Origin of the sequence: sulfur-oxidizing endosymbiont of Gigantopelta aegis, assembly GCF_016097415.1 — a bacterium.
Lineage (GTDB): Bacteria > Pseudomonadota > Gammaproteobacteria > GRL18 > GRL18 > GRL18.
Genome location: NZ_JAEHGE010000001.1, coordinates 2,440,668 through 2,464,407, shown reverse-complemented (window position 1 = coordinate 2,464,407; position 23,740 = coordinate 2,440,668). Strand labels below are relative to the sequence as shown.

18 protein-coding genes and 4 pseudogenes are annotated in these 23,740 nt (G+C 40.5%); 14 read left to right on the top strand and 8 right to left on the bottom strand.

The window, feature by feature from the left end; all coding sequences use genetic code 11:
- Positions 1-470: 470 nt before the first annotated feature.
- From JEU79_RS12390 to ppa, 4 genes and pseudogenes are all read right to left on the bottom strand, one after another.
- On the bottom strand, positions 471-1,184 hold the full coding sequence (locus JEU79_RS12390) for a DUF4126 domain-containing protein (protein WP_198264366.1): 714 nt from the start codon (positions 1,182-1,184) through the stop codon (positions 471-473).
- 226 nt (positions 1,185-1,410) lie between these two features.
- Positions 1,411-3,335 (bottom strand): annotated as a pseudogene (aprA, locus tag JEU79_RS12385) (adenylyl-sulfate reductase subunit alpha).
- A 134-nt stretch (positions 3,336-3,469) separates the two neighbouring features.
- Entirely contained in the window at positions 3,470-3,946 is a 477-nt protein-coding gene (gene aprB, locus JEU79_RS12380) for an adenylyl-sulfate reductase subunit beta (protein WP_198264365.1), read from the bottom strand.
- A gap of 375 nt (positions 3,947-4,321) precedes the next feature.
- The gene (ppa, locus tag JEU79_RS12375) at positions 4,322-4,855 is read right to left on the bottom strand and encodes an inorganic diphosphatase (protein ID WP_425511148.1); all 534 of its coding nucleotides are present in this window, start codon (positions 4,853-4,855) and stop codon (positions 4,322-4,324) included.
- A gap of 6 nt (positions 4,856-4,861) precedes the next feature.
- Between ppa and JEU79_RS12370 the strand changes: the two are divergent.
- The 7 genes and pseudogenes from JEU79_RS12370 to JEU79_RS12340 form a co-directional block, all read left to right on the top strand.
- A pseudogene (locus tag JEU79_RS12370) lies at positions 4,862-5,218 on the top strand (DUF1538 family protein); the annotation flags it as partial.
- A complete protein-coding gene (locus tag JEU79_RS12365; protein WP_198264363.1) occupies positions 5,218-6,087 on the top strand; it encodes a DUF1538 domain-containing protein in 870 nt (289 codons plus the stop codon). The pseudogene JEU79_RS12370 and the gene JEU79_RS12365, both read left to right, overlap by 1 nt.
- Positions 6,077-6,427: a P-II family nitrogen regulator gene (locus JEU79_RS12360; protein WP_198264362.1), complete on the top strand. Its 351-nt coding sequence runs from the start codon at positions 6,077-6,079 to the stop codon at positions 6,425-6,427. Before JEU79_RS12365 ends, JEU79_RS12360 begins: the two co-directional genes overlap by 11 nt.
- Entirely contained in the window at positions 6,424-6,825 is a 402-nt protein-coding gene (locus JEU79_RS12355; protein ID WP_198264361.1) for a CBS domain-containing protein, read from the top strand. The genes JEU79_RS12360 and JEU79_RS12355 overlap by 4 nt, the downstream gene beginning before the upstream one ends.
- Positions 6,818-7,408: a c-type cytochrome gene (locus JEU79_RS12350; protein ID WP_246540237.1), complete on the top strand. Its 591-nt coding sequence runs from the start codon at positions 6,818-6,820 to the stop codon at positions 7,406-7,408. The genes JEU79_RS12355 and JEU79_RS12350 overlap by 8 nt, the downstream gene beginning before the upstream one ends.
- A 12-nt stretch (positions 7,409-7,420) precedes the next feature.
- Positions 7,421-8,725 carry an NAD(P)/FAD-dependent oxidoreductase gene (locus JEU79_RS12345; protein ID WP_198264360.1) on the top strand — a complete coding sequence of 435 codons (1,305 nt, stop codon included), beginning with the start codon at positions 7,421-7,423 and terminating at the stop codon, positions 8,723-8,725.
- Positions 8,726-8,808: 83 nt separating this feature from the next.
- Entirely contained in the window at positions 8,809-10,785 is a 1,977-nt protein-coding gene (locus JEU79_RS12340) for a cation:proton antiporter (RefSeq protein ID WP_198264359.1), read from the top strand.
- Between the two features lie 37 nt (positions 10,786-10,822).
- Here JEU79_RS12340 and JEU79_RS12335 read toward each other — a convergent pair whose 3' ends face one another.
- From JEU79_RS12335 to JEU79_RS12325, 3 genes are read right to left on the bottom strand one after another with little or no spacing between them, the layout of a single operon-like run.
- Positions 10,823-11,245, bottom strand: a complete 423-nt coding sequence (locus JEU79_RS12335) for a GFA family protein (RefSeq protein WP_198264358.1) — start codon at positions 11,243-11,245, stop codon at positions 10,823-10,825.
- Positions 11,246-11,285: 40 nt separating this feature from the next.
- Positions 11,286-11,807 carry a disulfide bond formation protein B gene (locus JEU79_RS12330; protein ID WP_198264357.1) on the bottom strand — a complete coding sequence of 174 codons (522 nt, stop codon included), beginning with the start codon at positions 11,805-11,807 and terminating at the stop codon, positions 11,286-11,288.
- A gap of 37 nt (positions 11,808-11,844) precedes the next feature.
- A complete protein-coding gene (locus tag JEU79_RS12325) occupies positions 11,845-13,551 on the bottom strand; it encodes a thiamine pyrophosphate-binding protein (RefSeq protein ID WP_198264356.1) in 1,707 nt (568 codons plus the stop codon).
- Positions 13,552-13,792: 241 nt separating this feature from the next.
- Between JEU79_RS12325 and JEU79_RS12315 the strand changes: the two genes are divergently transcribed.
- A protein-coding gene (locus JEU79_RS12315; RefSeq protein ID WP_425511147.1) for an IS3 family transposase occupies positions 13,793-14,927 on the top strand; the annotation gives its coding sequence in 2 pieces (ribosomal slippage) (positions 13,793-14,031 and positions 14,030-14,927; 1,137 coding nt in all).
- 293 nt (positions 14,928-15,220) lie between these two features.
- A complete protein-coding gene (locus tag JEU79_RS12310; protein WP_198264353.1) occupies positions 15,221-16,090 on the top strand; it encodes a sulfotransferase family protein in 870 nt (289 codons plus the stop codon).
- Positions 16,091-16,094: 4 nt separating this feature from the next.
- Here the strand turns inward: JEU79_RS12310 and JEU79_RS12305 are convergent, their stop codons facing one another.
- Positions 16,095-17,990 (bottom strand): hypothetical protein, encoded by a 1,896-nt coding sequence (locus JEU79_RS12305; RefSeq protein ID WP_246540235.1) that lies wholly within the window; start codon positions 17,988-17,990, stop codon positions 16,095-16,097.
- A gap of 181 nt (positions 17,991-18,171) precedes the next feature.
- Here JEU79_RS12305 and JEU79_RS28590 point away from each other — a divergent pair.
- The 5 genes and pseudogenes from JEU79_RS28590 to JEU79_RS12270 all read left to right on the top strand — a co-directional run.
- A pseudogene (locus tag JEU79_RS28590) lies at positions 18,172-19,190 on the top strand (IS3 family transposase); the annotation flags it as partial.
- A gap of 183 nt (positions 19,191-19,373) precedes the next feature.
- Complete coding sequence (locus tag JEU79_RS12285; RefSeq protein ID WP_198262486.1) at positions 19,374-19,616, top strand: transposase; 243 nt, start codon at positions 19,374-19,376, stop codon at positions 19,614-19,616.
- A gap of 54 nt (positions 19,617-19,670) precedes the next feature.
- On the top strand, positions 19,671-20,534 hold the full coding sequence (locus JEU79_RS12280) for an IS3 family transposase (protein ID WP_198263029.1): 864 nt from the start codon (positions 19,671-19,673) through the stop codon (positions 20,532-20,534).
- A gap of 496 nt (positions 20,535-21,030) precedes the next feature.
- A pseudogene (locus JEU79_RS12275) lies at positions 21,031-22,189 on the top strand (IS3 family transposase).
- A 490-nt stretch (positions 22,190-22,679) separates the two neighbouring features.
- Positions 22,680-23,738: an AI-2E family transporter gene (locus JEU79_RS12270; RefSeq protein WP_198264351.1), complete on the top strand. Its 1,059-nt coding sequence runs from the start codon at positions 22,680-22,682 to the stop codon at positions 23,736-23,738.
- The last annotated feature ends 2 nt before the right edge of the window (positions 23,739-23,740 follow it).

The following is a 23,740-nucleotide window of genomic DNA, read 5'->3' as shown; positions in this document are numbered from 1 at the left end:
AGAGCCCCCCATACTGAGAATATACCCGTGATACTTGGAAATGCAGCGAGGCATTTTGACTAAGAGCCGATTGAGTGTATAAGTACTACATGATTGAGGCTTTTAGTTACATCTCTTAACAAAAAGAACGAAACCTGCATTTCCAAGCATCATGGGTATAGAAGCAATAGTTTACGGCATTACAAGACTACGAGCAATGCACCTTTCTGAGCTAAAACTTTTATTTACAAAACATAAATAGAGTATGCGCCAAAAAGAATTGTCGAGGCAGATAAGATAAATATTCCAAATTCAAAAAACTTTATCAGAGATTTTGTCATATATTCCCATTTTTATAATTATAATTATCAATTCAAATCCCTATAAGAACATTCTCAAAGATTTGATCGAGGGTTTACCCCTACGACTATAAACAAAAATAAGAATAAATAACATCTTTTTTTAAATTCAATTGATATAAATCATAAAAATCATTCTTTCTCTTTATAGCCCATCTTTAAAACAGATTTACTTAAGGCATCATTTTTCGATAAGTTCTCTGAGAAACCAGAAAATTCCTGAGACGCCTCCTGCTGACTCTTTCCAGAAAAAAAGCGTCCCACTGCTCTAAACACCGCCTTAATACCTCGCCACAACTTAGGTAAAACCCAAATTGCAAAAAGAATAAAAACAATCATAAAAACAATAAATCCCACTGGATGATTTAAAGCCGCCCACAAACCGGCAATAACCGCTAAATCTTCAGCAATAGAAGCCGTCCAATTCGTCACTGGCTCAGGTGAAGTATTAATCAACACCCTTGAGCCAGCTTTAAACGAATGCGTTGTTAAAGCCATACCACCACCCAGAATACCCGCAGTGATTCCCGCTGCTGATGAAATATCCCCTACCGCACCCGCTGCCAAAATAGCCCCTGCAGGCACACGAATAAAAGTATGTATTGCATCCCAACCCGTATCAACTCCAGGTATTTTGTCAGCAAAAAACTCCACACAATACATAAAGCCCGCAGCACCAATCACCATAGGATCACTCAAAACCTGTAAATCAGCTGGCAAGTCAATATTACCCGTGGCCCCCATAATTCCCAACATCGCAATCGTCGCATAAAGGTTGATTCCACTCGCCCACGCCACGCCCATGCTCATCGCAATAACCGTCACAAGCTGGTTATATTCTTCCATTAAAAATGCCCTTGTTATTATACATTACGATAGATATGGTTATTTAAACAGTGAAAGTCAAGGGGAGGTGTGGGAATGTTGAATAGTAGAACTCAGGAATATTTATATCAACCAGAGTAAAAAGATAAAAGACAACAAAAAAAGCCCGCTCAACTTGCATTGAACGGGCTCTTCTTGGTGCTTATTAAGCCTTACTGTACCTGAGCTTTCACTCAAGTTGCAGTCATTACTTCATAAGGACAGACTTGTCGACAACATCAACGTGTTCTACTTTAAAGCAGTTCCACTTTTGTGTCTTCTTGTCATAGGTTGAGTTCACAAAACATTTCCAGTTTTCTTCGTCAACAATGTTGAAGTCCATACGATAGTAGAAGCCAGGGTAACGTGATTCTTCACGGAACTGGATGTGCTTCATGTGTGCTTCAGCAGTCAATATGCGGTGATAGTTTTCCCACGCACGTAATAACTCGTGTAAATCTTTAGCACGCATTTTCTTCGCGTCTTCTTTTAGCATACCCAGCTTGTGCTCTGCGACTTCTAGCATCTTCGCATTGGTCTGGTACATGGTCGCAACACCGGCTACGTACTCATCCATCATCTTCTGTAAACGGAACTGAAGCATTTTTGGTGTGATGTAGTTAGGGTTGATATCGATTGCTGTAGAGTAATCTTTGTGCTCTAAGAAGGTACGTACTGGCTGATAGATATCTGAGGTCAACTCTTCTACTGAAGTGTCTAATTCAGGTGTCCAATCTTTGTTGTCTACACAGTACTGAACCATGGCTTTAGCGGCTAAACGACCTTCAGCGTGAGAGCCTGAAGAGAATTTGTGACCGGATGCGCCAACACCATCAGCAGCGGTGAATAAACCTTTGATGGTGGTCATTGAGCGGTAGCCCCATGACCATGCTTCAGGTGCGCCTAAATCGGTAGGACCTGAAACCCAGATGCCACAACAACCTGAGTGTGAACCCAGTAGGTATGGTTCGGTAGGCATTAATTCGGAGTTGGTTTTTTCTGGTTCGATATTCTCACCAGCCCATACGCCTGCTTGACCAATACACATGTCTAGGAAATCTTCCCAAGCTTCTGCTTCCAGGTGCTTGATTTCTTTGGGTGTCATGGTTTCTGCTAAATTGCCTAGTGCTGTAACGGTGTCCATATAGATGGGACCACGGCCTTCACGCATTTCTTTCATCATTAGGTGATTACGTAGGCAAGAAGCAGGTACTTTGGCGAGTCCATAAGGAGGATAGTCGTTCAGTAGCTCGGCATTTTTGTCCATGTAAACTTCACCGAAAGCATTAGTTGCTTTGGCTTTGAATAGTAGGAACCATGCGCCAACAGGTCCGTAGCCGTCTTTGAAACGGGCTGGGACGAAGCGGTTTTCCATCATGGTTAATTCAGCGCCAGCTTCTGCTGCCATTGAGTAAGTTGAACCTGAGTTCCAGACGGGATACCAAGCACGACCTGTACCTTCTCCAACAGAACGGGGACGGAAGATGTTCACTGCGCCACCACACACTAATAAGCAAGCTTTGAAGGTGTAAACGTAGATTTTGTTTTCACGAGTAGAGAAACCAACAGCACCGGCAATACGACTGGGGTCGTTTTTGTCGTTGACGAGTTTTACGATGAAGACGCGTTCTTGGATTTTTCTGTGCCTAAGGCTTTTTTAGCCGCTTCTGCAACAATCCACTTGTAGCTTTCACCGTTAATCATGATTTGCCATTTACCAGAACGTACGGGCATGCCGCCGTCTGCTAATGATTTGCCTTCGTCTCCAGGCTGTTTCCAAATTGGTAGACCCCATTCTTCGAATAGGTGAACTGAATCATCGACGTGACGACCTAGGTCATACGCTAAATCATCACGGGTAATGCCCATTAAGTCGTTTGAAACCATGCGAGCATAGTCCGCGGGATCTTGTTCGGTACCAATATAGGTGTTAATCGCTGATAAACCTTGAGCAACGGCGCCGGAGCGATCCATGGCAGCTTTATCGACAAGCTTGACTGAGATGTCTTGGCCTGATGCTTCTATCCATGGTCCTAGTTCGTATGCTGCGCCACATGCGCCCATACCACCACCGATAAGTAGAATGTCAACCGTTTCTTCGATGACTTCTGGATTTTCAAATGTTCCTGACATTCGGATAACCTCTGTTTGTATTGTTCTATAGTTTGAGCTATGTACGTTGTCTGGCTCAGCTTTTTGTTCGCTGGCTGACAAGGGACTGGCTCTCTGTTTTTGCGAGTGCTTCTTGCTTCGTATTACCGAGGTAATTACTTAAGAAGAATCAATTCGTCTGGGTTACCTTCATAAGGATATTTGCCTTCGTTAACGAAGAATCCTTTATCTGAACCAATGTTCGCGTAATCTGCTTTAGGCTTGCCTTCATACGGCTGAATTGAACCTTCTGGCGTGGTACGTATCGGGAATTTGAAACGCTTCATGGTGCCGTTTCTGAATTTGATGGTCCACATGATTGAATCAGTTCCGCGTAGTGGCTGTACTGAACCGCCCATAGGGACGATATCGGCATAAGCACGACATTCGATGGCGTTCTGTGGACAGATCTTAATGCAGGAATAACATTCCCAGCACTGCTCTGGCTCTTGGTTAAATGATTTCATGGCGTGGCCAGTTTCTGAACCGTCTTTGTCCAGTTTCATTAAGTCGTGTGGGCAGATATACATACATGCTGTTCTGTCCTGACCTTTACAGCCATCACACTTTTCTGTGCGTACGAATGTTGGCATGGTTTTTCCTTTCCTTATATATTTAAGAATAGTTATTAAGCTTAAAATTTAGTTAAAAAGTATCTGAAAAACGTGCTCCAACACCGTCTTAACTAGGCGAAAACTTTTAAGTGGATGCATACTAACACCTATGCCCCCAAGTGTGTAAATCCAACATGGGGTAGGTAAATACGACTAGTTCGCAAGCCATTGTTAATACAATATTTAATGGAAAAATTGCTATCTGTAGAGTGGATTTTTATTGAGAAAAGTCAAGAAGAGTGACATTTATAAATCTATACTATTTTACTGTGTTTTTAGGGTGAATTTTGTGCCTCATCAGCTCCCTACAAATACCCTAATACTGGGTATTTTGTAGAGTGACAAGCTAACAATCTAAAAACAAGGTTTATCGGGTGCGTTCTGAAAGCTTTTAATGCTTTCAGTGATTTCTCTCTTTGCTTCTTCAACACCAACCCAACCATTGATTTTGACCCATTTCCCAGGCTCTAAATCTTTATAATGTTCAAAGAAATGAGCAATGGTATCGAGTAGGGTTGATGGCATATCACGAAATGAGCTCACGTTTGAGTACATACCGGTTAATTTATCAATAGGCACTGCCAAGACTTTGGCATCCATTCCTGCTTCGTCTTCCATCTGCAACATACCAATAGGACGGCATTGAATCACGGAACCAAACTGCAATGGCATCGGTGTAACCACCAAGACATCAACAGCATCACCATCATCAGACAGGGTATGCGGTACATAACCATAGTTGCAAGGGTAGACCATTGCAGTACCGATAAAGCGGTCAACAAACATTGCGCCGGTCTCTTTGTCTACTTCATATTTAACCGGATCACTATGTGATGGGATTTCAATAATGACATTAAATTCATTTGGAACATTCTTACCCGTGGTCACTCTATCGCCATTAAACAATATGCTCAAGGCCTTAAGTTTACCGTGGCTTTTTCCGTTGGCCTTGCCGCTGTAATTGGTGTCTTACGGATTATCAAAGGCTGGCCATTGCAATGGATTATTATGGGAGGCTATGTATTGGTCGTTGCCATGACCATGATTGCACCAAAGGAAATCATCGGCATAGCCTATGACTCCGGCGGTGTCACCACCTCCACAATTACCGTCCCTTTAATGACGGCTTTAGGAATTGGTCTGGCTTCAAGCATCAAGGGACGAAACCCTATGTTGGATGGTTTCGGACTGATTGCTTTAGCGTCTTTAACACCGATGATTTTTGTCATGGCTTATGGGATGCTGTATTAATGGACGGCATATTAGCTGAATTAATTAAATTCTTCTGGACATTTTTACACACCATTACCGATGTACTCCCTATTGCGAGCATTATTATTGGCTTCCAGTTTTTTGTGATCCGCAAAAAAATTCCTAACCTTAAACGCGTTATCATTGGCTCTTTCTATGTACTATTTGGCTTAGCCTTATTTCTCCAAGGACTAGAAGATGCCTTGTTTCCAATTGGCAAACTCATGGCAGCGCAATTAACGGATCCTGAGTTTATTCGACAGTCCTTTCTCTCCCCTGCATCTGAAAGTATTGCTCAAAATATGCAGGCAATTGATTTTCACTGGAGTCAATACTTCTGGGTCTACGTGTTTGCTTTTACCATTGGTTTTAGTACCACCATTGCAGAACCATCGCTATTGGCGGTCGCCATTAAAGCCAATGAAGTATCGGGTGGTTCAATTGGCATTTGGGGCTTACGCATTGCCGTGGCCATTGGCGTCGCCTTTGGAATCTCTTTGGGTTCATGGCGTATTGTGACGGGATTGCCCCTGCATTGGTTTATTATTGGTGGCTACATTATTGTGGTCATACAAACATTCTATTCACCCAAATTAATTATTCCTCTGGCCTATGATTCCGGTGGCGTGACCACTTCAACCGTCACCGTACCAATTGTTGCCGCTCTAGGGATTGGCTTAGCAGCAAAAGTACCTGGACGAAGTGAGTTATTAGATGGTTTTGGACTGATTGCCTTTGCCAGTTTATTCCCTATTATTTCAGTATTAGCCTATGCACAATTATCCGAATGGTATGGCAAGCGAAAAAAAGCCATCGATGAACAAGCAAAATCCACTATAAATAAAAGAGAGAGCGACAATGCGATTTAAATTAATTATTGCTTTTGTAAATGATGATGTCACCGATGCAGTGCTGGATGCCAGCCGAGTTGCAGGTGCAACAGGTGCAACCGTCATTAATAATGCCCGAGGTGAAGGCATACAGAAAACCAAAACTTTTTTTGGTCTGACACTGGAAACCCAGCGGGATGTTATCTTGCTGTTAGTAGAAGAACATATGAGTCGGGATGTACTGGAAATAATCAGTGATGTCGGTCATTTTGATGATTCACCGGGAACCGGTATTGCTTTTCAAATTGATGTCGAAGATGCCGTCGGTGTCTCTCATCAGATTAAAGAATTATGTGAAACAGTAGAGGATAGAATATGACACCCACAAGAATTAGCGTTAAGGATGTAATGAAACATCATGTGGATTTTGTTGATGGCATGAAGACCGTTAAACAGGCCCTTGATGAAATGCAGCACGTTGAAACTAAAACTCTCATCGTCAATAAACGCCATGAAAATGATGAATGGGGTATCGTGATTATTTCCGACATTGCCCGCAAAGTCCTCGCAGTCGATAAATCAATAGACCGCACCAATGTTTATGAGGTGATGACTAAACCGGCCTTAACGATTCGTCAAGACATGGATATCCGTTATTGCGCCCGTCTGTTTGAACAATTCGGCATCTCACGTGCACCCGTCGTTAAGCATGGAAAAATTATCGGCATTGTCAGTTATACGGACATGGTATTAAAAGGTATGTGTAATATTGAATAAGCGATTATTCCTTTTATTAATCCTTGCTGGTTTAATAATAACAAGTGATAGTTTTTCTGCTCCACACAGAGCGTTAGACCTAGCCAATACTTGTGCGGGATGTCACGGCACAGACGGCAATAGTTCAGGTCCGGCCACCCCCTCTTTGGCCGGTATTTCTGCTGAGTATTTCATTGCAGCAATGACAGATTATAAAGATCCCGATGGCCGTTATGCAACCATTATGAGTCGCATCGCAACAGCTTATAGCAGCGAAGAAATTAAGCTGATGGCGGATTATTTTTCGCAACAAAAAATGCGTTATAACACTCAGGCCTTTGATGTGACACAGGCCAAATATGGTGCCAAACTGCATGACAAGTATTGTGAACGCTGCCACGAGGATGGTGGTCGTTCCGCTGACGATGATGCCGGTATTCTGGCCGGACAATGGCGTGAATATTTACGCTATAGCCTCGATGACTTCCAACATAAGCGCCGGAAAATGCCCAGAAAAATGAAAATAAAAGTCCGCAGGCTACTAAAAAGATCCGGCAACGATGGCCTCTCAGCATTAATGCATTTTTACGCTAGCCAGCAATAAAGGCAAATAATAATGTCAGCAATTTCACGTAGAAATTTTATACAACTCAGCGGTGTTGCTGCCGCTGTTAGTACAATAGGTTTTAGCCAAATTCTGCTGGCTGGCAAGCAGGCAGGCCATGTGGTCATTATTGGTGGTGGCATTGGTGGTGCAACGGCTGCTCGCTATCTAAAAAGAGCCGATCCAAATATCAAGATCAGTATTATTGAACCCAAGGCGAATTACTTTACTTGTTTTATGAGCAATGAAGTCATCAGTGGCGAGCGCCCTATTGATACGCTTAAATTTGGCTATAAAAACTTAGCCTCAATGGGGGTGACAATTATCCAAGACTACGCTGAAAACATTGATGTCGATAAAAAACAGGTACTGACCAAAAACAATGGTCGTATTGCTTATGATCGCTGTATAGTGTCTCCAGGGATTGATTTTAAATGGCATACAATTGATGGCTATGATGCCAACATCGCAGCGAATAAAATACCTCATGCTTGGCAAGCAGGAGCACAAACGCTTTTGCTGCGCCAACAACTCGAAACAATGAAAGATGGTGGGACGGTTATTATCGCAGCACCAGCCAACCCTTTTCGTTGTCCGCCAGCACCTTATGAACGCGCCAGTCAAATCGCACACTATTTAAAACATCATAAGCCCAAATCAAAAATACTTATTTTAGATGCAAAGGACAGCTTCGCAAAGTTTGACCTGTTCATGCAAGGCTGGAAAAAGCATTATGCTTATGGCACCGACAAGAGCCTCATTGAATGGGTTAAAGGCACTGAAGGCGGTATCATTGAGGGTGTTAATGCCCAGACCAATACGATTTTAGCCAGTGGCAATGAGCATAAGGCTGATGTACTGAATATTATTCCCACACAAAAATCCGGAAAAATTGCCTTTAGTGCCGATCTAGTGAACCAGCAAGGCTGGTGTCCGGTTAATCAGCAAACCTTCGAATCAACTCGGCATCAGGATATTTATGTTATTGGTGATGCCAGTGTTGCATCTCCATTACCTAAATCGGGTTATGCCGCCAATTCTGAGGCCAAAGTCTGTGCAGCAGCGGTCGTGGCTAGTCTACAAGGCAAGTCAGCCCCGACTCCAACACTGATTAACACCTGTTATAGTCTTATTACACCAGATGATGGCATTTCTATTGCGATGGTTTATCACTTTGATGGCAATAAAATTCAGCAGATAAAAGGCGCTGGCGGTCTCACCCCCATGGATTCGTCTCCAGCAATGAGAAAACGTGAAGCACGCTATGCACATTCATGGTTTAACAATATTACCCACGATGTCTTTGGCCGCCAATAATAATCCAGCATTTTTTCTCCAACAGCAGTCCATTCCTACCCAACATCTACCCAACATCTAGTTATCTCAGCTATACTGTATTGATGAACAACATTATTTTTGAAAATATCATTTTACTGCTCACCTTAGCAGTCATCGCCATAGCCAGTTTAAAACGCTTTAATATCGCTCCTATTCTCGCCTATCTTATTGTCGGTATTATTGTCAGCCCCCATGCTCTGGGCTTGATTGAAGATACGGGCAGTGTGCGTTTTATTGCCGAATTTGGTGTGGTTTTTCTGATGTTTACCGTCGGTTTGGAGTTTTCCCTACCGCGCTTAATTGCCTTAAAAAAAGAGGTCTTTGGTCTGGGTGGCACACAAATGCTGCTGACTTCTTTTATTGCCGGTTCTATTGACTGGTATTTTAGTCAAAACCTCAAAGAAGCCGTCATTGTTGGTGGCATTATTGCCCTGTCTTCTACCGCCATTGTGACCAAACAACTCTCGGAACAATTAGAATTAAATTCGCGTCATGGTCATCTCGCCATTAGTATTTTGATTTTTCAGGATTTGGCTGTCATCCCACTCTTAGTATTAATTCCCACCTTGGGTAGTAATGAGCCCCTAATGGAATCATTGCAAATCAGTGCCTTTATTAAAAGTGGTGCTATTTTGCTATTAATGTTATCAATTGGTCATTGGATTTTACGCCCCTTACTCAGAACCATTGCCAATATTCGCTCTGCTGAATTATTTACCTTATCCATTCTCCTGATTGCCCTGTCTGCGTCATGGGCCACACATGCCGCAGGTCTATCACTGGCGCTGGGATCTTTTATTGCCGGTATGATGCTCAGTGAAACCGAATATCGCCATCAGATAGAAGTAGATATTCGCCCCTTTCAAGATATTCTATTAGGTCTGTTTTTTATTACTGTGGGCATGTTGCTGGATATCAGTGCGCTAATACCCCAATTACACTGGGTTTTGCTTGTTGCACTCTTATTAATCGTAGCCAAAACACTGATCGTTGCTGGACTGAGTTATTTATTTGGTGCCACTCCAGGCGTTTCTCTGCGCACAGGACTGGTATTAAATCAGGGTGGTGAATTCGGTTTTGCCTTATTAACCTTAGCCCTCACCTATAATGTCATTGAGCAAGACACGATACAGATAGTATTATCAGCCATTATTCTTAGCATGATGTTCACGCCATGGATTATTACTAACAATGGTCGCTGGACCAAGGCAATTTTCAACAAAAGCTATCGCTCAAATCGCCAACACATTGTCGAAAATATTCAACACAACACGACAGATATTGATCAACATGTCATTATTTGTGGCTATGGCCATATAGGCCAAAATATATCGCGTTTTATTGAAGAAAAAAATCAAAGTTATGTCGCTCTGGATCTCGATTCTGTACGTATTCAAGAAGCACAGGATGCTGGTGAAACAGTACTCTATGGTGATCCCACCCATAAAAAAATCTTATTGGCAGCCGGCATTGAGAAAGCAAGAGTCATTTTAATCACCATTAAAAATAGTTCCGCTGCGAAAAAAATCATCCATCAAGTGCGTTGCCTGCGCTCTGACATTCCTATCTTAGTGCGTAGCATTGATGAGACTAAGCTCGATGAATTTTATGCCGAAGGCGCAACCGATGTGATCCCTGAAACCTTAGAATCATCCATCATCATGGCCTCTCATTTATTAATACATCTTGATGTCCCCTTAAATGAAATTACCCGTGATATTGCTCGAGCGCGTAAAGATCGCTATCACTTTTTAAGAGGCTATTTTCCTGGCGAACAAGCATCCCATGAAGAGTCCAATAAGCTAAGTGAGCATATTAATACACTAGTATTGCATCCGGGATCGCGTGCTATCGGAATGAAAATTGGCGATATTAACTTAGGTGGGCGAAACATTGTTTTCTCAGCCCTAAGGCGTGGTGGCATCCGTGGCAAAGAGCCCACCCCGGATTTAATGTTAAAAGAAAATGATATTCTGGTCATGCATGCCCGTCCCGAAGACCTTGAATACATTAAGGTCGAACTAATGACGGGGCATTAACTATAACCATGGTACTTGGGTATACAATTAAAAAGGCTTATGCCGCTGGCGGCATTTCTTCAAAGGCAGGAATATTATCATCCATCAGATCCCATGCTGGCTTACTTTTGTTATACACTCTGAAATTAGCCTTAAACCAGCTATTATCATCAATCGCCCCCACTAAAACACCAATGACACCGTCCCTATCAGTGCTTTCAGCAAATAAGCTACTACCACAGTTGGGACAAAAGGAACGCTTAATACCCGCACCATTATCAGCTTTTGAGGTATAAGTGCTCAGTTTACCGTCTATTTTGACATTATCTTTCACAAAAAAAGCAATAGACGCATGCCCGGTACCTGTTGATTTACGGCAATCATCACAATGACATTGCCCCATCATTGCTGGTTCTGAAGCTATAGTGAATTTAACATCACCACATAAACACTGCCCACTGGCAAACGCTTGTTCTGACATAACACACTCCTTGTCGTTGATAATTTAGTCATGACCTGCTTTATTTGTTTTTAGCCATTTGAGTGGCAAGATTAGCCCATACAAATAAAGCACTCATTAGAAACAATATAGCAGAAAAAACAATAAGTGCCTCCGCCATTGTCACACCAAACAATAATTCTGGCGTATAACCGCAAGGCTCCTGCACTTCAAACATCACTGGCACCCAGACATCCAGTGCAAACCAATCCGGCAGACCGGAATCCATGCTACAAGCACCGGATAAGAAGCCACGCTCTGTACCCAATAGCTGATAAGAACGCTCCAACATACCAGCACCTATAATAGACATCAATAGTTGTGCCAATAAGAGTCCCTGCCATTGCTTATAAAGAAATAAGGCAAGTAAAGACACGGCTATCATCCCTACAACCCAGACTCGTATATGTATGCAGAGCACACAGGGCATATAATCCAAGCCATATTGATAAAATAATGCCACGCCTTCGAGACTGATCCCCAGAGCAAGAAAAGCCAGCCAATACCATTTGTTGGACGAGATTTGGAATAAGGTTTTTAACATAAATACAGCCTTCTGCTTTTATTAACTAAGGTATTAACTAACGTCGTGACACATAGCCGGGGAAAACATCTTTATCTATCATTATTTCAATCAGGTTGATCGACTCTTTATAGTCGAATTTTGCTAACAGGCCTTGCATTTCATCGGCATTGCTCACGGTATGATAGTTAATGCCAAATGAGCGAGATAATAACTCATAATCGGGGTTAACAAAGTCACAATCAATATAACGCTCTTCGTATTGCTGAAATTGATTTTTACGAATCAGACCCATGGTGGAATTATTGAACATGACGATAGTCATGGGTATTTGATAATTCACTGCAGTCATAATTTCCATACAGCACATTTGAAACCCACCATCACCCAGCACAGCAAAAACATGGTAATTATCACCCTGTTTTTTAGAGGCAAATCCTGCACCGATGGCAGCAGGAATTGCATGACCTAATGACGATACGCCCGAGTTTGGAAAATAGCGATTATCCGATGAAACATGAAAAAAGTTTTGCGCAAAAATGATATTATCATCAAATACCATTAATTTTTCAGGAAATTGCTGTTCTAATTCAGCAAAAAACAGTTCGACTAATGGGAAGCGTGAACCCAATTGAGCAATTTCACTGCCCGACTGACCATTTTCTTTGGTGCGATAGGCATGCACTGTAGCGGCTATAGTTTGGCGTTGTTTTTCTTGCTCGTCAGCATTTATTAAGCTTCGCAAAGAGACATTCACTGTCTTTATGATGACATTAATATCACCTAAAATTGCCAGATCGGCTTTAAATACTTTTTCCAACTGCTCAGAATTATTGTCAATTTGAGCAATTTTCTTATTTTTTAATAAATCTTCATTCCAAACATAGCTGGTGCGTTCATTAAAACCAGCTCCTAGGAAAATAATCAGATCGGCTTGTTCCAGAATATAATGATAAGCACCACTATAAGAGGTTACCCCCAAACTCCCCAATGACAAGTCTGAGTGCTCACTGACAACGCCCTTGCCTTTTAAGCTTGAAGTGACCGGAATACCCAACTGCTCGCTGAGATCAGCTACCGCTTGCTGAGCCCCGGAAAGAATACAACCATTACCTGCCACAATAACAGGTGCTGACGCAGCTTGAATCATCGTTAATAATTCATTGGCCGCTAAAATATCATGCTGTTGATGATAGCGTTTATTACGCGATGTTGAAATTTGCTCAAGAATGCTCTCATCAACCATTTCTTTTTGAATATTAAACGGAAAACTGAGCAAAACAGGCCCCGAATTATCCGATAATAGGATTTTAGCGACACGATTGAGCACATTGGCGAAATAATCAGTGCGTTCCACGAGTTTTGTGTATTGGGTAATACTGCTAAAAAGGGCACATTGATCAATACTCCCCCCCTCTCCTGAGCTTTCCTGTAGCCCTCCCTTACCAAAAATATGGGTCGAGGTTTCACCGGTGATGATCAACATGGGCTGTTGATCGACATAGGCATTGGCGACCCCCGTCACCAGATTCGTTGCACCGGGTCCAGCCGTGGTAATGCAGGCGGAAATTTTACCCGTAGCACGCGCATAGCCTCCGGCCATAAACGAGGCTCCTTGCTCATGCTTGGCTAATACGGTTTGAATTGACGAATGATATAAGCTGTCATAAACAGGCAAAATATGTGCGCCGGGCATACCAAAAATATGGTCAATACCGAGATTTTCCATAAATCGAACAATGAGTTCACTGACAGCAATTTTCATAGAATATTAGTAATTTATTATTTTAGACGGTTAAATAATCTGCTATTATATTTTTTTTAGTCACTGACTTCCACTTTATCATCACTGAATTTTAACCTATTGTAAAATAGTGTGAATATTAGTAAAAAAGGGATAGATCAAATAAGCTCATTTATATTTACATTAGTAGGATGTGTAATGTGGCTATACTTAACCGGACACACAACTTAAAATAACTAAAAGATAAAAAGTGTGACCTAAAATGAATGATCAAACAAAAAAAAACCGATCAGCTGTCAAATTAGCTAATGAGACGGATCAACCCGTTTCTCAGACTGCCAGGGAGCTAGGTGTTAATGTAAATACTCTACATACCTGGATCAGTAAATATTCCAAACCGGTGAAGACGGTAGCCAATAGAAGTGATGAACACATTTATGATGAAGTAAAACGTCTGAAAAAAGAATTGGCAAAAGTGATTCAGGAGCGTGATTTATTAAAAAGGCCACAGCGTACTTTGCAAGGGAAACTTTGTGAAGTACGCATGGATAACTGATCAGGCTAAAGATTACCCGGTAACGATTCTGTGCCGTTTTATGGATGTTTCCCGTAGTTGCTATTATGATTGGGTTAGCTCTCCTAAAACGGATAGAGAGAAAGAAAATGAAGCGCTTACTGAGCAGCTAAAAAAACTGTTTGAAGACAGTCGCAAGACTTATGGAACCCGTCGTCTTAAAAGAAAACTGGCTGAAAAAGGCGTTCATATAAGCCGCCGGAGAATTGGTCGATTAATGAAAAAAGCCGGTTTGTTTTGTAAAACGAAGAGACGCTTTAAAGCGACGACTAATTCCAAGCATAATAAGCGTATATCTCCAAATTTACTGGAAAGAGAGTTTACTGTCTCTCAACCTGATCGCTACTATGTGGGTGATATTACCTATATTGCCACCAAGGAAGGCTGGTTATATTTAGCGGTTGTCATTGACTTATTCTCTAGGCAAATTGTTGGCTGGTCGATGGATGAGCGAATGAAAGCCAAGCTAGTCAATGATGCTTTACTGATGGCCATATGGAAGCGTAAACCAATGGATGGATTGCTTTGGCATACTGACCGAGGTAGCCAATATGCCTCTGATAGTCATAGAAAAATATTGTCGGATCATAACATAATTCAGTCTATGAGCCGCAAAGGAAATTGCTGGGACAATGCTGTATCAGAGAGCTTCTTTCATAGTTTGAAAACTGAATTGACGCACCATTGTCGATTCAAAACCAGAGTAGAAGCAAAGCAGGCAATATTTGAATATATTGAGGTATTTTATAATCGGGAGCGACTTCATTCGGCTAATGATTATTTGTCACCAGTCGATTATGAAATACAGCAGGAAATAGCTTAAATCGATTGATTGAAGAGGGGTAAAGGCGACATAAATGCCGCCCATTACCGTTGACGGCCATCGGCTCCTCAGCCTGTGCCGTGAAGATATTGTAACAGGATCATTACCGTTGTGAAAATACCTTGGGTGAATGGAACGGCTCTATCGTTCCAGAGGGCAAAGCCCTTTCTCTTCATCTGTTTAAAGTTAACATGAGAAACTAAAATGATAGGAAATACAAAATGACAAAAATCACTTGAAACAGCCAAAAAAATATTTAGAAAACTGTCCGGAAAAGTGTTGACACATCAGTGGTGAGGAACGAACCGCATCAAAGACGCATATTTAAAACCATTGATGCGGTTCGTTCCTCACCACATCCTACGCCTAAAATAAAAACAAATAGTATCCACATGAACAACAATGTTAATCCTCAAAACCAGAAACATATTTTTTTATTAAGTCACATGCGGGCAAATAGCAGTTTGATCGGCCATATTTTGGGCTCTCACCCACAGATCAAAGGCTATTTTGAAATGCATACGAGCTATCGTTCCGCAATGGATATGATAACTCAGGAACAAATACTGGAACAAAGCAAAGAACTTAGCAATACCACAAAACCTAATAGCATTCGCTACGTATTTGATAAATTATTACATAATAGCTATGAATTATTACTAGAAAATCTAAGATATGACTCAGACCCAAACTACATTAAAATTCTGGTATCTCTTCGTCAACCTCAGCAAAGTATAAAAAGCATTATTAGCCTATTTAAAAAAAAGCATGGCACACATCCTTATGCTGAACCAGAAAAAGCGCTTGAATATTACCGTCAACGTATTAATGCGCTAGCTCAATTCTGCGACAAGAACAAACAATCATACTATTATTATGATGCTGAGCTTATTCGTAATGATACACAAAACAGCCTGCCTCGCCTACAAAACTGGCTCAATTTAGAAACACCACTAAAAGAAGAATATCAATTATTTTCCTTAACCGGAAAGGCCTGGGTCGGAGACTCATCTGAAAATATGACTAAGGGAAAAATAATCAAACACGAAAACAATTATAGCGACATTGAACTACCAGAACATTTATTACAAACAGTTATAGATGAAACTGAACAATGTAGAAAGTTAATCATTGCTCACGCAATAGATAGCATGAACATTTAAAACATTAATAGGAAGAAAATTCACTGATCATCTTATCCCAAGCATCGCGGTCTTTTCGATAACTTAACAACACATCAATCATCTGCTGAATGCGTATTTGTCGAGCCTCAGCTGATTGAATATTTTTGTAAGCCTGTGACTCTATTGAGAAATTATGTTGCATGCTTTTAATAAAAGTATTTACTTGTTCAATCGAGTCAGACAATTGCGTTGATTGCTTCCACCAATATTTTTTATCATTAACAAGATCCCGTAATTCTTGACACTTATTTAATACATTTTGGTGCTTTTGTTCATACAAGGCCAATAATTCAATTTCCACACAACTAAACGCTTGTCTTAACAATTCAGCATCATAGTCTTCGATCGCTCTATTTTCCTTACTTAAACGTACCACAGTAAAGAGCATTAAATCACCAAAAAATTGCCGCTCAAACTCATCGGTTAAATCAATCAACTCATCATTTTCTGCCACCCCGGGTCGATATTCGTCCTTAAAGTCAGCTTGCAATGTACGTGCATGTAACATAGGTAAATTAATAGAGGCAAAGCGCTCACCAATTTCAGACTGAATTAAACGCCCTGCGGTAGGACCTGACATTCTTAAACGTAATTCACCAAAAGGAATGATGTATTTCAAGCCCTCGAAATTACAAATATAATTGCCCGGATAAATCGTCCGTGCAGGCAAGGTTTTCATTTGCGGTGTGACATAAGTAAAATAAGTTTTTCTGGTTAAATGCTCACCAAAAAAGAAATAATTAATGCGCTGAGAAAAATTTTTTAAGCAGTCAATATTATTATGTTCGTTCTTTAGCTCGTTACTAAGCGTACAACAATAATCATAAGTATCTATATCACGTTTAAGGCCAAATAACTGCGCCATATCATGATAGGCCGCATCATGAGGTTTTACTTTATCTTGTGGATGAAACTGACAGTTTTCATGGGCATCATAGCTTGCCAATTGCTGAAAAAAAGCCAGCAGGTCATCAAGAAAATTACCCGACATGACCGAGGGTGAGACAGGCGGATCACAGATGAGTTTTCCCGTCAACATGGCAATTTTATGTTCACAAAAAACACGGTTGATATAGTAGAAATAATTTAAAGCATAAACATATTCATCACCCTTTTCGGTCGTACGATTAATACGAAACTGCTGGTCACTATCAACAAAATAATACAATACATTTTCATCTTGAGGATCACCCTTCAAAGAGGTCAATTGCAAGGCTTTTAAATAACTGAGATTACGTGTGACCGCCTGACCTTTGTGATAAAAATTTTCTACCGAGGGCTCACCAATGATTGAACTTACACTTTGTCGTGCCACCTCAGGAATCGTCATCATTAAGTCATATTGTTCCTGCAAACCATAATGATGAACGACTAAGCCTTTTTCAGTATATTCCTGAGCTAATTGAATATCCTGCTCAATATGAACCTGCTCCTTACTATCCTCAACAATGACTACAGTAACTTTTGAGAAACTTCCTTGCTCTTGACCACCATAAGCATAGAGCTGACAGAGTTGAAAAATACTTTCCAGACAACCGCGTAAATGCGCCGGTCTATCAGCGATAGGAATACTTAAAATAAACTCATGGCGTTCATCAACTTCAGCTAATGCAAGCAAAGATTCCTGTTCACGAAATAAACGTTGATATGAATGCAAGCAGTCATCAAATGACTGAGTAGACCATAACTCTTTTTCTACTAATGGATAAATTGCATCATAAAGGGCAATAACATCGGAATGTTTCTGGGAACGTTCTTGGCTTAATCGCTCAGACAATTGACTTTCAATGGTAAGCAATTCAGGAATTTGATGTCGATAATCTTGGAGGAACTGCTGTAGAACGGGAGTAACACTGCTACTATTCAAAGGAGTCGTCATATTCTGCTTGTCATTAAGATATAAGAGCTAAGAATAAAAAATTAGATCCTAAATTTCAAGTTATAAATAAAACTTTGCAAAAATAACATCACATAAACAATAAAATTACATAATTATTCGACATAGATTAAATTTTGTTTACACTGCAGATGTAGAATTTGCTGAGTAACAAAGTACATCAACCTGGATCAGTAAATATTCCAAACCGGTGAAGACGGTAGCCAATAGAAGTGATGAACACATTTATGATGAAGTAAAACGTCTGAAAAAAGAATTGGCAAAAGTGATTCAGGAGCGTGATTTATTAAAAAGGCCACAGCGTACTTTGCAAGGGAAACTTTGTGAAGTACGCATGGATAACTGATCAGGCTAAAGATTACCCGGTAACGATTCTGTGCCGTTTTATGGATGTTTCCCGTAGTTGCTATTATGATTGGGTTAGCTCTCCTAAAACGGATAGAGAGAAAGAAAATGAAGCGCTTACTGAGCAGCTAAAAAACTGTTTGAAGACAGTCGCAAGACTTATGGAACCCGTCGTCTTAAAAGAAAACTGGCTGAAAAAGGCGTTCATATAAGCCGCCGGAGAATTGGTCGATTAATGAAAAAGCCGGTTTGTTTTGTAAAACGAAGAGACGCTTTAAAGCGACGACTAATTCCAAGCATAATAAGCGTATATCTCCAAATTTACTGGAAAGAGAGTTTACTGTCTCTCAACCTGATCGCTACTATGTGGGTGATATTACCTATATTGCCACCAAGGAAGGCTGGTTATATTTAGCGGTTGTCATTGACTTATTCTCTAGGCAAATTGTTGGCTGGTCGATGGATGAGCGAATGAAAGCCAAGCTAGTCAATGATGCTTTACTGATGGCCATATGGAAGCGTAAACCAATGGATGGATTGCTTTGGCATACTGACCGAGGTAGCCAATATGCCTCTGATAGTCATAGAAAAATATTGTCGGATCATAACATAATTCAGTCTATGAGCCGCAAAGGAAATTGCTGGGACAATGCTGTATCAGAGAGCTTCTTTCATAGTTTGAAAACTGAATTGACGCACCATTGTCGATTCAAAACCAGAGTAGAAGCAAAGCAGGCAATATTTGAATATATTGAGGTATTTTATAATCGGGAGCGACTTCATTCGGCTAATGATTATTTGTCACCAGTCGCACATCAAATTCAACAAATAAATCTCGCAAAGAAACCACTAACAATAAAATACCCGTTTCACCGTTATCATGTAACAAGGGCGTCATAGTATATAAATTACACTTGCTCTGACATTCGAGGAGATTTTGAGGTTGTTCAGAATTAAGACTTTTACGAAGAATAATGTGGACAACTTAAAATAACTAAAAGATAAAAAGTGTGACCTAAAATGAATGATCAAACAAAAAAACCGAATAAAAGCTATACATCAGAATTTAAAGAATCAGCTGTCAAATTAGCTAATGAGACGGATCAACCCGTTTCTCAGACTGCCAGGGAGCTAGGTGTTAATGTAAATACTCTACATACCTGGATCAGTAAATATTCCAAACCGGTGAAGACGGTAGCCAATAGAAGTGATGAACACATTTATGATGAAGTAAAACGTCTGAAAAAGAATTGGCAAAAGTGATTCAGGAGCGTGATTTATTAAAAAGGCCACAGCGTACTTTGCAAGGGAAACTTTGTGAAGTACGCATGGATAACTGATCAGGCTAAAGATTACCCGGTAACGATTCTGTGCCGTTTTATGGATGTTTCCCGTAGTTGCTATTATGATTGGGTTAGCTCTCCTAAAACGGATAGAGAGAAAGAAAATGAAGCGCTTACTGAGCAGCTAAAAAACTGTTTGAAGACAGTCGCAAGACTTATGGAACCCGTCGTCTTAAAAAGAAAACTGGCTGAAAAAGGCGTTCATATAAGCCGCCGGAGAATTGGTCGATTAATGAAAAAAGCCGGTTTGTTTTGTAAAACGAAGAGACGCTTTAAAGCGACGACTAATTCCAAGCATAATAAGCGTATATCTCCAAATTTACTGGAAAGAGAGTTTACTGTCTCTCAACCTGATCGCTACTATGTGGGTGATATTACCTATATTGCCACCAAGGAAGGCTGGTTATATTTAGCGGTTGTCATTGACTTATTCTCTAGGCAAATTGTTGGCTGGTCGATGGATGAGCGAATGAAAGCCAAGCTAGTCAATGATGCTTTACTGATGGCCATATGGAAGCGTAAACCAATGGATGGATTGCTTTGGCATACTGACCGAGGTAGCCAATATGCATCTGATAGTCATAGAAAAATATTGTCGGATCATAACATAATTCAGTCTATGAGCCGCAAAGGAAATTGCTGGGACAATGCTGTATCAGAGAGCTTCTTTCATAGTTTGAAAACTGAATTGACGCACCATTGTCGATTCAAAACCAGAGTAGAAGCAAAGCAGGCAATATTTGAATATATTGAGGTATTTTATAATCGGGAGCGACTTCATTCGGCTAATGATTATTTGTCACCAGTCGATTATGAAATACAGCAGGAAATAGCTTAAATCGATTGATTGAAGAGGGGTAAAAGGCGACATAAATGCCGCCCATTACCGTTGACGGCCATCGGCTCCTCAGCCTGTGCCGTGAAGATATTGTAACAGGATCATTACCGTTGTGAAAATACCTTGGGTGAATGGAACGGCTCTATCGTTCCAGAGGGCAAAGCCCTTTCTCTTCATCTGTTTAAAGTTAACATGAGAAACTAAAATGATAGGAAATACAAAATGACAAAAATCACTTGAAACAGCCAAAAAATATTTAGAAAACTGTCCGGAAAAGTGTTGACACATCACAATGGCTTTATCTGACTACGCTGACTCAAGAGTTTATTATGTGCACTTTCAGCGTGGTTTCAAAAAGCGTGGCCGCCCTATAAATATTTATTGGACAGACTTTTTAAAATGCTTTTATGCTATATTGTAGTTCCTGAATTAATGTGGCTATACTTAACCGGACACACAACTTAAAATAACTAAAAGATAAAAAGTGTGACCTAAAATGAATGATCAAACAAAAAAACCGAATAAAAGCTATACATCAGAATTTAAAGAATCAGCTGTCAAATTAGCTAATGAGACGGATCAACCCGTTTCTCAGACTGCCAGGGAGCTAGGTGTTAATGTAAATACTCTACATACCTGGATCAGTAAATATTCCAAACCGGTGAAGACGGTAGCCAATAGAAGTGATGAACACATTTATGATGAAGTAAAACGTCTGAAAAAAGAATTGGCAAAAGTGATTCAGGAGCGTGATTTATTAAAAAGGCCACAGCGTACTTTGCAAGGGAAACTTTGTGAAGTACGCATGGATAACTGATCAGGCTAAAGATTACCCGGTAACGATTCTGTGCCGTTTTATGGATGTTTCCCGTAGTTGCTATTATGATTGGGTTAGCTCTCCTAAAACGGATAGAGAGAAAGAAAATGAAGCGCTTACTGAGCAGCTAAAAAACTGTTTGAAGACAGTCGCAAGACTTATGGAACCCGTCGTCTTAAAAGAAAACTGGCTGAAAAAGGCGTTCATATAAGCCGCCGGAGAATTGGTCGATTAATGAAAAAAGCCGGTTTGTTTTGTAAAACGAAGAGACGCTTTAAAGCGACGACTAATTCCAAGCATAATAAGCGTATATCTCCAAATTTACTGGAAAGAGAGTTTACTGTCTCTCAACCTGATCGCTACTATGTGGGTGATATTACCTATATTGCCACCAAGGAAGGCTGGTTATATTTAGCGGTTGTCATTGACTTATTCTCTAGGCAAATTGTTGGCTGGTCGATGGATGAGCGAATGAAAGCCAAGCTAGTCAATGATGCTTTACTGATGGCCATATGGAAGCGTAAACCAATGGATGGATTGCTTTGGCATACTGACCGAGGTAGCCAATATGCCTCTGATAGTCATAGAAAAATATTGTCGGATCATAACATAATTCAGTCTATGAGCCGCAAAGGAAATTGCTGGGACAATGCTGTATCAGAGAGCTTTTCATAGTTTGAAAACTGAATTGACGCACCATTGTCGATTCAAAACCAGAGTAGAAGCAAAGCAGGCAATATTTGAATATATTGAGGTATTTTATAATCGGGAGCGACTTCATTCGGCTAATGATTATTTGTCACCAGTCGATTATGAAATACAGCAGGAAATAGCTTAAATCGATTGATTGAAGAGGGGTAAAAGGCGACATAAATGCCGCCCATTACCGTTGACGGCCATCGACTCCTCAGCCTGTGCCGTGAAGATATTGTAACAGGATCATTACCGTTGTGAAAATACCTTGGGTGAATGGAACGGCTCTATCGTTCCAGAGGGCAAAGCCCTTTCTCTTCATCTGTTTAAAGTTAACATGAGAAACTAAAATGATAGGAAATACAAAATGACAAAAATCACTTGAAACAGCCAAAAAAATATTTAGAAAACTGTCCGGAAAAGTGTTGACACATCAGAATATTCTATCTGAGATTTAGAAAAGCATCTTAAGTGATTATGTACTTTCTATTTCTCATCACTGTTTTTTTATTATTTGTCTCTTCTCCTCCAGGATAGTACAATTTCCGTTTATGATGGCGACGTATAGAGTGTTTTGGATACAGGCAATAAATAATAAAAAACTGAATATTCAAGGCATTGAGTAAGGAATCATGATGACAACAAAAAATTCAAGCCCCATAGAAATAGCCATTCAAATAAGTTTGATAGCAATCTTATCTTTATGGTGTTTTCAGATAGCAAAACCCTTTATCAGTATTATTGTTTGGGCTGGTATCATTGCGATTGGTACTTATCCGATTTTTTTATGGCTAAAAAAGAAAGTGGGGCTCAAAGCAGGTTGGACAGCCACAATAATTACCCTGACTCTATTGGTTATTCTCATCACCCCGACTATCCTCATTTCAAGTGCGCTCATTGATAACACTCAAACCCTGTCTCAGCACATTAAAAATGATCAGCTTGTTATCCCTGCGCCCCCCGAAGGTGTTGCTGACTGGCCTTTAGTCGGTGAAAAACTGAATACTATCTGGTCACAGGCCGCCCAGGATCCTAAGGCATTAATTGGTCAATATAAAACAGAAATAAAAACGCTGATGAAATGGGGAGTATCGGCAGCTGCCGGAGCCGGTTTAAATATACTTGTTTTCGTCATTTCAATTATCATTGCCGGGGTATTCTTAGTATCCGGCAAGGGAATAAAAAACGTTTTTATTAATATTTTTAATCGCGTTGCCGATGGCAGAGGCAACGAGTTAACCACTTTGTCATTATCAACCGTGAATAGTGTAGTAACTGGGATCCTTGGTATAGCGCTTATTCAGTCTTTATTAGCTGGCATGGGATTTATTGCCATGGATATTCCCGCTGCGGGTGTATTGGCCTTTATCTGTCTTATTATGGCAATTGTACAAATTGATATTTTATTAGTTTTAATTCCCATTTCAATCTATACCTTCACGGACGAAACAACCGGTACCGTCGCTGCTGTGACTTTTTTAGTCTGGAATATCGCTGTGGGGCTACTGAATAATGTTCTAAAACCGATATTATTAGCCAAGGGTGTTGATGCGCCCATGGCAATCATCTTCATCGGTGCCATTGGCGGCATGATACTATCCGGTATCGTAGGCTTATTTATCGGTGCAGTGGTCATGGTACTAGGCTATACACTCTTTATGGTTTGGCTGAAGCCTGAAACAATTAAAAGCTAGTT